This window comes from Clostridium sp. DL-VIII (assembly GCF_000230835.1).
Taxonomy (GTDB): Bacteria; Bacillota; Clostridia; order Clostridiales; family Clostridiaceae; genus Clostridium.
The window spans coordinates 5,658,635-5,672,370 of record NZ_CM001240.1 but is presented as its reverse complement, the minus strand read 5'-3'; the positions used below and the strand labels follow the sequence as shown (position 1 = coordinate 5,672,370).

The window sequence follows — 13,736 nt, the reverse complement described above, 5'->3', positions numbered from 1 at the left end:
TGAATCTGCAAGTTAAAGTAGAAATATGTTGAAAAGCGATAAAAAACGGTTTATAATGAGTATATAATTAGAAAAATATATAAAAGAGAGATAAATATGGTAAAAAGCATTTGCAAAAAAATTATAAATAATATTGCAATTGATGGAAAATATAGTGGGGAACAACTTGAGCAAATGGAATATGTTTTGGTGACTATTGTATTTGAATTGATAAAGATAATTTCAGTAATAAGTATTTTCTCATTATTTGGATATTTTGATAAGGTTATCATTATTATCGTGGTAATGTGTGTAATCAAGCCTTTTATAGGAGGATATCATGAAGATACCCAGATTAAGTGTTTTATAGTTACACTGTTAGTTACATCTGGAATTCTAATTTTAAGCTTACAATGTAATCTTAGTTTTATAGGAAATTGTATCCTAATCTTTTTGAGCATATTTTGTATATGGAATCAAGCTCCAATAATAAATCCAAGAATGCCAATAACACGCCCACAATTAATCAAAAACAATAGAATTAGAGGACTATATACTTCAATAATATTTGGATTATTGTCTATAATCTTATATAATTATAGTAGTTATTATGCATTAATAACGTGGACTATGTGTATTGAGACAATGTTAATGTTTAATAAAAGGGAAAGTTAAATCTATTTTTACTAATTTAAAAATACAAGTTTTTCATAAAAGGTTAAAATTATTACATAAGTTAAAAGATATAGGGGCGCTGGGTCACGTTGGAACCAGCATTATTTTTGCGCTCATGTGTTGAAAAATACCAAAATTAGTGAAGAAATTAAGATGAAAGTATGGTTCAAAATAAGTTAGGGGGGCACAAATTGGCGTTAATTAGCATTTGTATGATGACTTCGATATTTCAGTCAATAGCATGTACATATACAATATTCAGATGTGTGGATAAAAAAGAAGAAGAAAATAAAAAGAAACTAGTTATAATAGCATTGTTATTTTTTTTAATAAGTCAATTTTTTATGGAATCATTTAAAAGTAATCCAGAGATAACTATATTTTCAACTCATATAACAGGTTTAATTTTGCTGTCCATATTATATAGAAAGAATATTTGGGGTGCATTAACAGCATATACAATGACTTATTTTATTTTAGGAATATATTATGTCATATTTGGAAATGTGATTTTTAGATATGTAAAAATGATATTGCCACAAGAGTATATAAATTATGAAAAAATATTTATAATTTATATTCCAGCATGGATACTGTTATTAATATATTTTAAGTACATAAGGAATGTAAAACAAATTTATAAGTTTATAGTTTATGAGCAAATTTCTATATTATTCTTAATAATGAGTTTTATTATAGACTTTATATTAGGTTCCTATTCAGTTGAACTTACAGAAAAAAATCAATTGATAAAAAACATTGTTTATATGATATTCTTTATATCATTTATAGTAACATTAGTTTATTTTTGGAAAGTTCATCAGAAATCTATACAGATATATAAATTAAATGAAGCTTTAGAAACTAAAAATAATGAACTTAGAAAAATAAAACATGATTATGGAGCACAGATTTCTTATTTATATGGACTTTGCCTAATGAAAAGATATGAAGATTTAAAGAAATCCTTAAAAGATATTATAAATAATAATGAATCAACACCAACGGCAGTAGAAGTGAGTATGGATAATAAATCAGTGCTGTCACTTGCGCTTAAACCAGCTATAGATCGAGGAATACATGTAATAATTGAAGAAAATTGTGATTTTTCATTTATAAAAATGAATGAGATTGAATTTTATAGAGTGATATCAAGTATAGTAAGTAATGCAATTAGAGCGATGAATGGAGAAGGTGTAATAATTGCGAGAAGCTATGAATATTTAGGACATATAGTAGTGAGGATAGAAAATAATGGGCCTAAGATACCAGAAAGCCACTTAAGTGAAATTTTTAAAGCTGGATTTACAACAAAAGAAAACAGTGATAACAATCGCGGATATGGATTGAGTATAGCAAAAGATTTGGTAGAAAGCTATAATGGAAAAGTATATGTTAAAAGCAATGAGTCTACTACCGAATTTAAAATAGTACTACCTATTATATAGAGTTAAGAAAATTACAAGAGACAAGAAATTAATATAAACCTAAATAATAAAGAGGATTTGAATATTATAATCTTCTTTATTATTTAGGTTTATTATATTTTAAAAAGAAAAATCATGATTTGTAATTAGTTTATCCAAGTTTAGATAGAAAAATAAAAATTATTTTGAAAATTCAGAACAATAGTTGTAAAATTATAGTATAAGAAATAAAAATTAACAATTAGGAAGGGGTGTTATGCATGTATAAGATAACTAATAAAAAAAGCCTTACAAATAATATATTTCTTATGGATATAGAAGCTCCAAGAGTAGCTAAAGCTGCGAAGCCTGGACAATTTATCATTATAAAAGACGACGAAATGGGGGAAAGAATTCCTTTAACAATCGCAGATTATGATAAGGAAAAAGGAACAATAACAATAGTTTTTCAAACTGTTGGCCAAAGTACAAAGAAATTAGCAGAATACAATTCAGGTGAATATGTAGCTGATTTTGTTGGGCCGCTTGGTAAACCAAGTGAATTTATACATGAAAGTGTAGAGGAGTTAAAGAAAAAAAAATTTATATTCATAGCAGGTGGAGTTGGCGCAGCACCAGTTTACCCACAAGTAAAATGGATGCATGAAAATGGAATTAAAGTAGATGTTATATTGGGGAGCAGAAGCAAAGATTTATTGATATATGAGGAAGAATTAAAACGTGTATCAGGAAATCTTTATGTAACAACCGATGATGGATCTTATGGAGCTAAAGGGACTGGATCAGATATGCTTAAGGAATTGATTAATAATCAAGGAAAAAAATATGATCAAGCTGTTATTATCGGACCAATGATAATGATGAAATTTACTTCTATGCTGACTAAGGAATTAAATATTCCGACTACAGTAAGTTTAAACCCTATAATGGTTGATGGTACAGGCATGTGTGGAGCCTGCAGGGTAACAGTCGGAGGTGAAGTTAAATTTGCATGCGTTGATGGACCAGAATTTGATGGACATCTAGTAAATTATGATGAATCAATGAGAAGACAAGCGTTGTATAAAACTGAAGAAGGCAGAGCTAAGCTTGAAGCTGAAGAAGGAAATACACATAGTCATGGCGGCTGTGGATGCAGGGGTGATAAGTAATGGATATGAATGAAAGAATGGTTAGAGTACCAGTAAGAGAACAAGATCCAAAGGTTAGAGCCACAAACTTTGAAGAAGTTTGCCTTGGCTATAATGAAGCAGAAGCAACAAAGGAAGCTTCAAGATGCTTAAATTGCAAAGTGCCTAAATGCATAGATGGATGTCCAGTATCAATAAATATTCCTGGCTTTATAGCACATATTAAAGATGGCGAATTTGAAGAGGCAGCAAAGGAAATTTCAAAATATAGTTCGCTTCCAGCAGTATGTGGAAGAGTATGTCCTCAAGAAAAGCAGTGTGAGGGTAAATGCGTTATGGGAATTAAAGGAGATCCTGTATCAATAGGAAAGCTTGAAAGATTCACAGCTGACTGGGCTACGCAACATAATGTGGATTTAAGTGAAACAGAACCGAAAAATGGAATTAAGGTTGCAGTTATAGGAAGTGGACCATCAGGTTTAACTTGTGCTGGTGACTTAGCTAAAAGGGGATATGATGTAACAATTTTTGAAGCACTTCATAAAGCTGGCGGAGTATTAGAATATGGTATTCCAGAATTCAGGCTTCCAAAAGATAAAGTAGTTAAAAATGAAGTAGAAAATATAAAAAAACTTGGTGTTAAAATAGAAACTAACGTTATAATTGGACGAACTATAACATTAGATGAATTATTTGAACAAGAAGATTTTAAAGCTGTGTTTATAGGATCAGGAGCAGGTCTTCCAAAATTTATGGGTATACCAGGAGAGAATGCTAATGGAGTTTGCTCAGCTAATGAATTCTTAACAAGAGTAAACCTTATGAAGGCAGCAGTAGACGGATATAGTACCCCAGTAAGAATAGGAAAGAAAGCTGCAATAGTTGGTGGTGGAAATGTTGCAATGGATGCAGCAAGAACTGCATTAAGACTTGGAACTGAAAGCCATATAGTTTATAGAAGAGGAGAATCTGAGCTTCCAGCAAGAGCAGAAGAAGTTCATCATGCTAAGGAAGAAGGAGTAATATTCGATGTTCTGACTAATCCAACAGAAATATTAGTAGATGAAAATGGATGGGTTAAAGGGATGAAATGCATAAGAATGGAACTTGGTGAACCTGATGCATCAGGTAGAAGAAGTCCTGTTGAAATTCCAGGCTCAGAGTTTATTATGGAAGTAGATACCGTGATAATGTCTCTTGGAACCTCTCCAAATCCACTAATCTCGTCAACAACTAATGGACTCGAAATTAATAAGAGAAGATGCATTGTAGCTGAGGAGGAAACAGGCCTTACTACTAAGGAAGGTGTATATGCAGGTGGAGATGCAGTAACAGGAGCAGCAACAGTAATCTTAGCTATGGGAGCAGGCAAGAAGGCTGCAAAAGCTATTGATGAACATTTACACAAGTAACAAAGTATTCAAAAGAACATTTTAGAATAAAGATATATATTGGACATTTATTATAGTAAGAATTTTAAGTGGAAATTCTAAGTTTTACTTATTAATTAGGCACATGAAAATAAATAACAAGTCCAAAGTTGCCATGGATATTTTTCATCAGGCAAGAAGACAAATTGCCCTCATAGCAGGCTATTAGGTTAATTTGTCGACGTAGGATGATGGAAAATAGGCTGGCAATTGACTTATTATTTATTTGATTGTGCCTTAACTAGGTAAGTGTCCTTTTTAATTAAATATATCAATAATATCAGACATAAATTATTAATATCGTTATTTATAATTAATTTCGAGTAAATTTGATTTTTTTCTTTGACAAAATAATATTAATAATATAAAATACATATTGTTAATAAAATAACATAGTAATTTTATATAGTATACATAAAACATTTACATAAATAAATGTTAAATGTTTTAGGCGGAGTTTAGTTGTAGTAATAATAGTAGAAAAATATGTAGTAAAGGAAGAAGAAAAATGAACAAAGCAATTAATTTAGTAAAAAGGTTAATTCTATTTTTTGTTGGAATGAGTATAATTCAATTTGGAGTTGCACTATTTTTAAAAACTAATATAGGTTCTGATACGTTTACTGTATTCACTCAAGGTCTGGCAAAGTCATTAAACAATACATCTTTAAGAGATTTTGCTTTAGTTAGATGGATAGCTGGTGTTCCAGAAGTAACTCCAGGGATCGCCAATATGATTATATTGGTTACATTATTTGTAATTATACTTATAGTTGAAAGAAAAAGAATAAATATAGGAACATTAATCTGCGTAGTTGGTGTAGGGCCTATAATAGATCTTGGAGTAAAGGTAGTTTCATATTTCCCAGTAGATTCTTATAATTATATTGTAAAAGCAATATTAGTTTTAATAGGATGTTTTATAATCGCTATAGGTTTTTCAATACAATCTGCAAGTAATTTGGGCGTTGCTCCAAATGATATAGTTCCATTTATAATTCAAGGAAAAACTAATATGCAGTATCGTTGGATTAGAATAGGATTAGATGCAGGATACTTAATAATTGGATTTATTCTTGGAGGAACAATTGGAATAGGAACAATATTAGCACTTGCATCAACAGGACCGTTCATACAATTCTGCCTTCCTTATGGAGAAAAACTGGTTAAGTTAATAGTAAAAGAAGATGCTGAAGAAAATCAACAAGAAAATGCAACTGTTAATGCACAAGTAAATTATTAATATATTTAAGGTTTTAAATACGAGGCTGTTTAAAGGAAATTTACATTTATCTTTAAATAGCCTCTTTTATGTTTTTATATATAGAAAGTTGTCAAAGTAATCATCTACATACATTATTAATGAAATATTTTGGATAAATATAGAGAATAACAATCATTACCTGTGTTGAAAATTGGAATGAAAAGTGTAATAATGTAATTGTCATAATTGATGTTATTAATGTAATTAAGTGTATTAAAATGCTAACTTATGTAACATTTAAATTTATATATATGTTACAATAATAAAATTATATTTAGGATGTCTATCCGCTAAGTAAATATCTAAATGTTAAATGTACAAAATCAATTGCAACATATATATGTAAATCAATAATTATATATTTGATGATGAAGTTTATAAACAATAGGTTAAGGCATTTATTATTATAAGTTAACCTAATATTAAAAGCTGGTAATGCTAGGTAAGGGGGGATATTAAATATGCGAAATGCAGAAAATGAGATGATATTTTATGGCTTAGATAATATAAATAATAAATTGGATGAATTAGTAGAAACATTAAATTTAAAAAGCCAGTGCTTTGAAATAAAGCTAATTGTATCAGAAGCACTTAACAACTCATTTGTTCACGGGAACAAAAGTGATAAAAATAAACCTATATATATGAAATGGGAATTAGATGAAAAAAAATTAATATTAACTGTAACAGATTGTGGAAGCGGAATTGAAAATCTAGAATCACATAAAGAAATAAATGAAGATAATATTCTAGAAGAGAGTGGACGAGGGTTGTATATTATAAGATGTTATACTGATGAAGTAGAATTTAAAGACAACTCTATAATTATGAAAAAATATATTTCATAGCAAAATAATAAATTTTATTATTTTTTTATAAGCAGAGGAGGAAGTCTAGTGAAAATTTCTTTAAAAATAAAATTAATGATTGCATTTTTTTGTATGATTACTATACCAATGGGGGTATTAGGAGGTATATCATATGAGATGTCAAGCAAATCCATACAAGCATCAGTTCAGCAGCAATTAGATGAACAGGCATTGAGTACAGGAAATTTAATTAATGATAAAATAGATTCTTTAAAACGTACTTTAGAAGTAGCTAGCTTAAATGGAGATATTAATAATGCACTCAAAAATTTAAGCCCAGAAAATAAGGAAAAGGCCTATAATTATATCAAAACTGTTCAAGATAAAAACAAAGATAATATGGAAGTATTAATTATTACTGATATAGCAGGAGATGAAGTTATTAATAATCAGTCAATAGAACCTGACGTAGATTTAAGTGACAGAGCATACATAAAAGAGGCACTTAGTGGAGAAGAAACCGTTAGTGATGTATTAATATCTAGAACTACAGGAAATGAAGGTATTTCTATAGCTTATCCAATTAAAGATGGAGATAAGATCATTGGAACTTTAGTTGGAAGTATAAATTTTGAAAGCATTTCAAATTATGCATCTAAAATAAAAATTGGACAAACAGGATATGCATTTATTACTGATAAAAACGGATTGTATGACTATCATCCTGATAAAAGTAAAATTTTAAAGGAAAGTGCAAGTAATGATTTAATTTCTATGATTAATCAAGTGAAAGATGGAAAGGCTGTTGATGGATTTTATAATTCAGATAATGTGAAAAAGTACGTTGTTTTTCAGTCAGCTGATAAGTGGATAATTGGGCTTACAGCAGATTATAATGATTATATGTCACCAGCTCTAAGCATTAGAAATTATACAATTGGCATTATGCTAATATCTATTATTTTAGCTATGTTATTAGCATACTTGTATTCAACTAAAGGAATAATTAATCCTATTAATAAACTGGAAGCTCTAATGAAGCTTGCAGGAGAAGGAGATTTAACTGTTAAAGCTAAAGTAGATAGAAATGATGAAATTGCCGAGCTTGAAAAATCTTTTAATAACATGATAGGGCATCAGGATCACATAGTCAGAAATGTTTTAGAGGCGTCAGAGCAATTAACGGCAGCCTCAGAAGAAATGGCTTCATCTTCAGAAGAAATAAGCGCCACTACTGAGGAAATAACTGCAACCATAAATCAAGTTGCAGAAGATGCAGAAAAACAAAATGCATCTATAGTTGAAATCTCAACAGTTTTAGTACAATTGTCAAGTTTAGTACAGCTTGCACAAAATAGAGCTGAAGCAACAACTTCAAATGCAACTAACACAATGAACGTGGCTGAGTTTGGAAGAGGAAAAGTAGAAGAAACAGTAAAGGCAATGAATGTTATTAATAGTGGAAGCCAGGAGACAGCAGAAGCACTTGAAGCTTTAAATGGATTATCTGCTAAAGTTGATGGAATAGTAAATACTATAAATGATATTGCAGGGCAAACGAGTCTTTTAGCATTAAATGCATCTATAGAGGCAGCCAGGGCAGGAGAACATGGTAAAGGCTTTAGTGTTGTAGCTGAAGAAGTAAGAAAATTATCAGAAGAAACAAATGATAGAGCAAAGGAAATAGCTACATTAGTTAGTGAAATGATTAAGCAAACACAAAATGCTGTAAGTTCAATGGGAAGAGCAAAGGCTGAAGTTGATAATGGAGTAAGAATAGTATCAGAAACAGATAAAGCTTTTGTAGATATAAGAAATGCTATAGAAAAGATAGTTAAACATGTTGGTGAAATACTTGAGATCACAAGTGATGAAGTTGCATCTTCAGATAAAGTTGTTAAATTAATCAATGAGATAGCCACAGTAACTGAAAGTAATACTGAAAATTGTGAGAATGTATCTTCAGCATCAGAAGAACAGGCAAATGCAATAAATAATTTCACAGCAACAGCGCAGGAGACAAGTGCAATGTCTGAAGAATTAACTAAACTTGTGGAAAGATTTAAACTATGAGGTGATAATGATGGAAAATAGTACAGTTATAAATATACCTAAAAATTTCATTGTAGATGAAGTAGCAAGCTTTAGAATTGAAATAAATAAGTTGATAGAAAAAGGGCAGAAAAATTTTGTTTTCAACTTTAGCCAATGTGATTTTATAGATAGTACAGGCCTTGGCGCATTAGTATCTATTTATAAAAAGTGCGTAGAAAAAGGTGGAAGCATTAAATTAAAGACATTAAGACCTGAAGTAGAAAAATTATTCAAATTAACAAGATTAGATAGAGTATTCGAAATATGCCCTTAGTTAGTACATAAATATAGATATCCAACTTTATAGGTAAACAACTTTGATTTTAGAATTAGGTGGTGGCTTACCGAAATTACATACATATTTGTTCCAGCGGACTTATGAAATTTTCGCTGGAAGGTTCTAAATGGGAGCTTGTAACCATTTCTGCATGTTCCCGAAGCAAGTTCGTGACAAGCAGTAAATGGAACAAGCTGCAGAGGAAACTCGACTCACATTCGTTCACTGAGTAAGTGATTCACACAAAATCATAGATTTTGGTTCACTACTTAAGAACCTTAGAGTAGCTCAATTTCAAATGCCTCTTGCACAAATATGTATGTAATTTCTGGTGTAAGCATACACAAGAATTCAACAACTATGAATAATTAGTCTGTATAATAAGGCTAATGTATAGTTTGTTTATCTATATGTTTATATGTTTTGTAGTAAAAATTAAGATAAGTAATGTTGAAAGGATTTCTAGTTTATGTGTGAGGAAAAAGACGGAACCGAGGCTTTGAATTTGAAGAAAAGTGAAAAAAATTATAATGTCACAAATGCTATTACGAGCAGGGAACAGCAGCTATTGGAAAAGGAGATAAGTGGGGTACTTAATGGAATTCCAGATATAATAAAAGTGTATAATCCTGATTATACAATAAGTTTTTTTAATGAAGCTGGGTATAATTTTTATAGTAAAGTGCCAAGTGAAATTAAAGGTAAAAAGTGCTATGAAATTTTAGGAAGAAATGAAAGATGTTTAGATTGTTCCTTTGAAGAAGTTGTAGAAAATAAAAATATGATATCAAAGGAAAAATATATTCCAGAATTAAATAAATTTATGGATGTCTGCTATAGTCCAGTTTTAGGTGAGAACGGAGAAATACTATATATTGTAGAAAGACTTAGGGATGTTACAGAAAAGAAAATATTAGATAAAATACGTAAGGAAAGTGAAGATAGATATAAACAAGTTATCAACAGCATACCAGATGCTGTAGTTATAATTGTGGATAATTTAATTGTTTTAGCAAATCAGGAAGCATATAATCTGCTAAACTTACTTAATGTAAAGCATGTTGGAATAATAGGAAGTAATATATATAAGTATTTTCAGGAAAAGTACGTGAAATCTCTACATAAGAAATTTAGAAATATATTATTAAATAAAAAATTAAAAGAAATCTCAGATTACGAATTTATTTTCCCAGGTGATAAGATAGCAAATCTGCAAATTTCTTATAGTTACATATCTTATGAAGGAAATCCAGCTATTATTGCAATAATAAGGGATATAACGGAGTTTAAGAAAGAATTAAATAAAGCAGCCGAATTTCAAAGAAAGACTTTGCAAAATGATTTTCCGGCTAAAGATAAAGTTAATATTGCTACAACATATATGCCAGCTAAGACAGTCAGTGGTGATTTCTATCGCATTTATAGAATAGATGAAAATTTAATAGTTGGAGTGCTTGGAGATGTCAGGGGGAAGGGAATTTCAGCAGCACTTAGTATATCTGCATTTGATATGTTATGTGCTCAGGAGATAGCTGCTACTTATGAACCAATGGAAATAGTGATGAATTTAAATAAAAAATTGATAGATTATTATGAAGAAAATTATATTGCAGTATGTTGTTTTAGTATGGATTTTAATAAAGGTGAGCTTAAGGCTGTTGGTGCCGGAATAAATCAATTTATTTTTCAAAGAGATGAAGTTCAGGAAGAAATAGTTGAAGGAACTTTCTTGGGTATGTTTGAAGATAGCGAGTTTTCTGAGAAAGTTATCAAATTTAAACAAGGAGATAAGTTTATATTTTTTAGCGACGGATTAGATTTTATATTAGATGAAGATAAGATTGTGCAAAACTATATGAAAGATGTAAATATTTTTGAATTTAAAAATTACATAGATCAGTTTTTGGATGATACCATATTAGAATTTGGAAATCTAAAGGATGATTGTACTATGGTTGCAATAGAGATAAAATAAATGGTTTCATTTCAAACTGAGTTACAATGTTCCAGTTGACAGTATGCAGTGATTGAGATAGAATAGACTATGCAAGATGAACATTCTTTGAAAATTGAATATGTTATTAAACCATCTTAAACCATGGGGGCGTTTTGGCTTCGACGGGGGTGGGATGGGTTTATTAAGCGAGTCGAGGGAAGCATGTATCCTCGTTAATCAAGTATGCATTAAATGTAAACGCAGAAGACAATTTTGCATTAGCAGCTTAGTTTAAAGCTACTCATCAGCCCTTGCTGCCTACGGCTTGGATAACTGGTGTCATTAAGTAGGAAACGAAGTTTAGCAAAGCTTTGAGCTAAAGGGGTATTTATGAAGCTACCGGAAAGTATAGCTTGTCTAATGGCGATGCTTTTGGGGAATCTTAAAAGTTAGACTGCACTCGGAGAAAGGTAAATTCAGCTGCTTTCGGACAGGGGTTCGACACCCCTCGCCTCCACCAATAAACCCACGAAAATCATTTTATTGGATTTTCGTGGGTTTATTTATGTTTTCTAATAATTTTGAATTATAAATGATGAGCCGATTATAAATAAGTGTGAAATTTAATAGAATATTTAGATAATAGAGAAGAACCAAGTTCAGATGGATGCGGTTTTTCTCTTTTTTGCTTTACGACAATAAGAGTGATTATAACTCTTGTAAATGTATATTTAATAATGTCAGCGAAGCTCTTAAAAATTATTCATCTTTGATGTATGTTTATAATATTGCAAATGAGCCTTTATATTTTGGATTTATATTTAATTATTAAAAAATATCTCATATGGGTGGTAAGATTTTCATTATATGTTTTTTATTGTTTAAAATTTGTAGACAAAAATAGCCAAAAGTGGCATTATTCTATAAAACAGGATGTATATTCTAAATATAAGAATTTTGTAACTATTCAGCTCTAGTAATTTAATTTTTAGTAAGTATAATTTTAGATATGACAAATAAGTGTATCAACTTAACTAATACCCCATGAAAATATCTTAGTTACACTAAGGTCGGATCTAGAATATTTGAAGTAAATGCTGATTTTATACAATCTAGAGCGTTTAATCCATTTTTTCGAACAGTGGATACATATCCACGAATTCTAGTAAATGCTTTTGCACCATCTTTACTTCTAAATGTTCCAGAGATTTTTTGTTTAACTTTAGTCATGCGCAGGTCTCGCTCTGCAAGATTATTATCAAAAGGTATATCAAAGTCATACATAAAGGCAAGTATTTGGTCTTTATATTTACTTAATCTATTAAGTAGATTAAGGCTAGTACTTTTCTTAGATTTCTCTTTGGAGTATGACTCACTATTTGCAATATAATCTTCTTTGAAGCCATCTGCTAGTACGTTAGCATATCTTTTTTCAAAGGTTTCAATTTTATCTAAGGTTAAAGCATTGGCTGTATTCCAAGATAAATTTACTTCTTTTTTTATTTCTATCAATAGATTTTTCATTGGTTCTGCCCATTGTTGTTTTTCTAACTCAGATATACCATTTAACTCTCTTAAAATGTGAGCGTTGCATAAGGCATGATCACAATTAGAATATTGGTGATAAGTCTTCCAGCAGTCGTGAACTGCTGTTCCGGTAAAATTAGATAGAATATTTATATCATCAACTGCTTCTTTACCACGTTTTTGATGTGCTTCATAATATGTATATCTATCATTGGAAGCTACGTGGAGCCATTGACGTTTTTTATCTATAGATATTCCAGTTTCATCAAAATGAACAGCACCTTGAGAATTAATTATTGAGTTTTTTATATTGTCCTCAACGGTTTTTAAGTTCTCATGGCAATAATCATTAAAATTAACCATTGTTCCTTGACTTAAGTTAATACCAAACATATCAAAAATTAATTCTGAACCCCTTTTATATGGAATCAGCTGATATTGAGTTAAATAAACTGATACAGCTTTTACTTTCTCTCCATATTGAAAACTATTAGTTATTCCATCAGGGAATTTACCGGTATTTTTTCTTCTACACTTTGGACATTTTTTCACTTCGGCTCTATGCTCAGTAACTTTAACTTTTATTTCTGGTATGTCCACAACTTGGCGAATAATGTGTCTTTCCGGAGATACATCCTGTAAGGATTCTCCACAAATATCACATTTATCTACTATATGTATTATTATTTCATCTGGATTATCACTAAGTTCAAGAGTTTTACCTTCATGACCTTTCTGACCACCTGGAGTTTTACCAGATTTAGTTCTTAGACTTTTAGTTTTCTTTTTGAAACCATCTGACGATGGTGGTTTGCTACTATTATTACTATTTTTATTAACTTGATTTTCTAACGATTTGACACGCTCATTTAAAGCTTTATTTTCCTTAGAAAGCTGATCTATATTTGCACTTTGTTCCTTTATTTGATTGGATAGTTCTTTAATCAAACCTATAACCTCAGATATTCCTTTGTTATAGATTTCAATGATTTTGCCTTCGCTCACGAAAGTCACCACCTTATCATTAGTTTATACAAGATGTGTTTATAATAACAAAAACTAATGATAATAGAAAGGGTTTTTAGAAATTAATAATACCACTTATATTAAAATTCTTTAATAGCTGAATAGTTACAAATAGAATAGAATTATTAATTATTTCCATTTATGTATGTTTTTATGCGTTTT

10 protein-coding genes and 1 other RNA gene are annotated in these 13,736 nt (G+C 30.0%); 10 read left to right on the top strand and 1 reads right to left on the bottom strand.

Annotated features, from left to right (window positions below; translation table 11 throughout):
• Positions 1 to 96 precede the first annotated feature (96 nt).
• From CDLVIII_RS25835 to ssrA, 10 genes are all read left to right on the top strand, one after another.
• On the top strand, positions 97 to 654 hold the full coding sequence (locus CDLVIII_RS25835) for an accessory gene regulator B family protein (protein WP_009172439.1): 558 nt from the start codon (positions 97 to 99) through the stop codon (positions 652 to 654).
• A gap of 191 nt (positions 655 to 845) precedes the next feature.
• On the top strand, positions 846 to 2,102 hold the full coding sequence (locus CDLVIII_RS25830) for an ATP-binding protein (protein WP_009172438.1): 1,257 nt from the start codon (positions 846 to 848) through the stop codon (positions 2,100 to 2,102).
• Between the two features lie 239 nt (positions 2,103 to 2,341).
• The gene (locus CDLVIII_RS25825; protein ID WP_009172437.1) at positions 2,342 to 3,232 is read left to right on the top strand and encodes a sulfide/dihydroorotate dehydrogenase-like FAD/NAD-binding protein; all 891 of its coding nucleotides are present in this window, start codon (positions 2,342 to 2,344) and stop codon (positions 3,230 to 3,232) included.
• Positions 3,232 to 4,623: an NADPH-dependent glutamate synthase gene (gene gltA / locus CDLVIII_RS25820; protein ID WP_009172436.1), complete on the top strand. Its 1,392-nt coding sequence runs from the start codon at positions 3,232 to 3,234 to the stop codon at positions 4,621 to 4,623. Before CDLVIII_RS25825 ends, gltA begins: the two co-directional genes overlap by 1 nt.
• Positions 4,624 to 5,149: 526 nt before the next feature.
• A complete protein-coding gene (locus tag CDLVIII_RS25815) occupies positions 5,150 to 5,884 on the top strand; it encodes a membrane protein (protein ID WP_009172435.1) in 735 nt (244 codons plus the stop codon).
• Between the two features lie 482 nt (positions 5,885 to 6,366).
• Positions 6,367 to 6,753, top strand: coding sequence for an ATP-binding protein (locus tag CDLVIII_RS25810; RefSeq protein WP_009172434.1), 387 nt, complete (start codon positions 6,367 to 6,369; stop codon positions 6,751 to 6,753).
• Between the two features lie 48 nt (positions 6,754 to 6,801).
• On the top strand, positions 6,802 to 8,787 hold the full coding sequence (locus CDLVIII_RS25805) for a methyl-accepting chemotaxis protein (protein WP_009172433.1): 1,986 nt from the start codon (positions 6,802 to 6,804) through the stop codon (positions 8,785 to 8,787).
• A 10-nt stretch (positions 8,788 to 8,797) separates the two neighbouring features.
• Positions 8,798 to 9,082 carry an STAS domain-containing protein gene (locus CDLVIII_RS25800; RefSeq protein WP_035301933.1) on the top strand — a complete coding sequence of 95 codons (285 nt, stop codon included), beginning with the start codon at positions 8,798 to 8,800 and terminating at the stop codon, positions 9,080 to 9,082.
• A 472-nt stretch (positions 9,083 to 9,554) separates the two neighbouring features.
• Positions 9,555 to 11,060, top strand: a complete 1,506-nt coding sequence (locus CDLVIII_RS25795; RefSeq protein ID WP_009172431.1) for a SpoIIE family protein phosphatase — start codon at positions 9,555 to 9,557, stop codon at positions 11,058 to 11,060.
• Positions 11,061 to 11,185: 125 nt separating this feature from the next.
• Positions 11,186 to 11,541, top strand: a transfer-messenger RNA (tmRNA) gene (gene ssrA / locus CDLVIII_RS30290).
• A 539-nt stretch (positions 11,542 to 12,080) separates the two neighbouring features.
• On the opposite strand, the gene CDLVIII_RS25790 is transcribed toward ssrA, so the two are convergent.
• A complete protein-coding gene (locus CDLVIII_RS25790; RefSeq protein ID WP_009172430.1) occupies positions 12,081 to 13,553 on the bottom strand; it encodes an IS66 family transposase in 1,473 nt (490 codons plus the stop codon).
• Between the last annotated feature and the right edge of the window lie 183 nt (positions 13,554 to 13,736).

What these genes read in the sequence shown, in the direction of transcription:
- CDLVIII_RS25835 (WP_009172439.1), top strand. Translation starts at nt 97, where the DNA reads ATGGTAAAAAGCATTTGCAAAAAAATTATAAATAATATTGCAATTGAT.
- CDLVIII_RS25825 (WP_009172437.1), top strand. Translation starts at nt 2,342, where the DNA reads ATGTATAAGATAACTAATAAAAAAAGCCTTACAAATAATATATTTCTT.
- gltA (WP_009172436.1), top strand. Translation starts at nt 3,232, where the DNA reads ATGGATATGAATGAAAGAATGGTTAGAGTACCAGTAAGAGAACAAGAT.
- CDLVIII_RS25815 (WP_009172435.1), top strand. Translation starts at nt 5,150, where the DNA reads ATGAACAAAGCAATTAATTTAGTAAAAAGGTTAATTCTATTTTTTGTT.
- CDLVIII_RS25810 (WP_009172434.1), top strand. Translation starts at nt 6,367, where the DNA reads ATGCGAAATGCAGAAAATGAGATGATATTTTATGGCTTAGATAATATA.
- CDLVIII_RS25800 (WP_035301933.1), top strand. Translation starts at nt 8,798, where the DNA reads ATGGAAAATAGTACAGTTATAAATATACCTAAAAATTTCATTGTAGAT.
- CDLVIII_RS25795 (WP_009172431.1), top strand. Translation starts at nt 9,555, where the DNA reads ATGTGTGAGGAAAAAGACGGAACCGAGGCTTTGAATTTGAAGAAAAGT.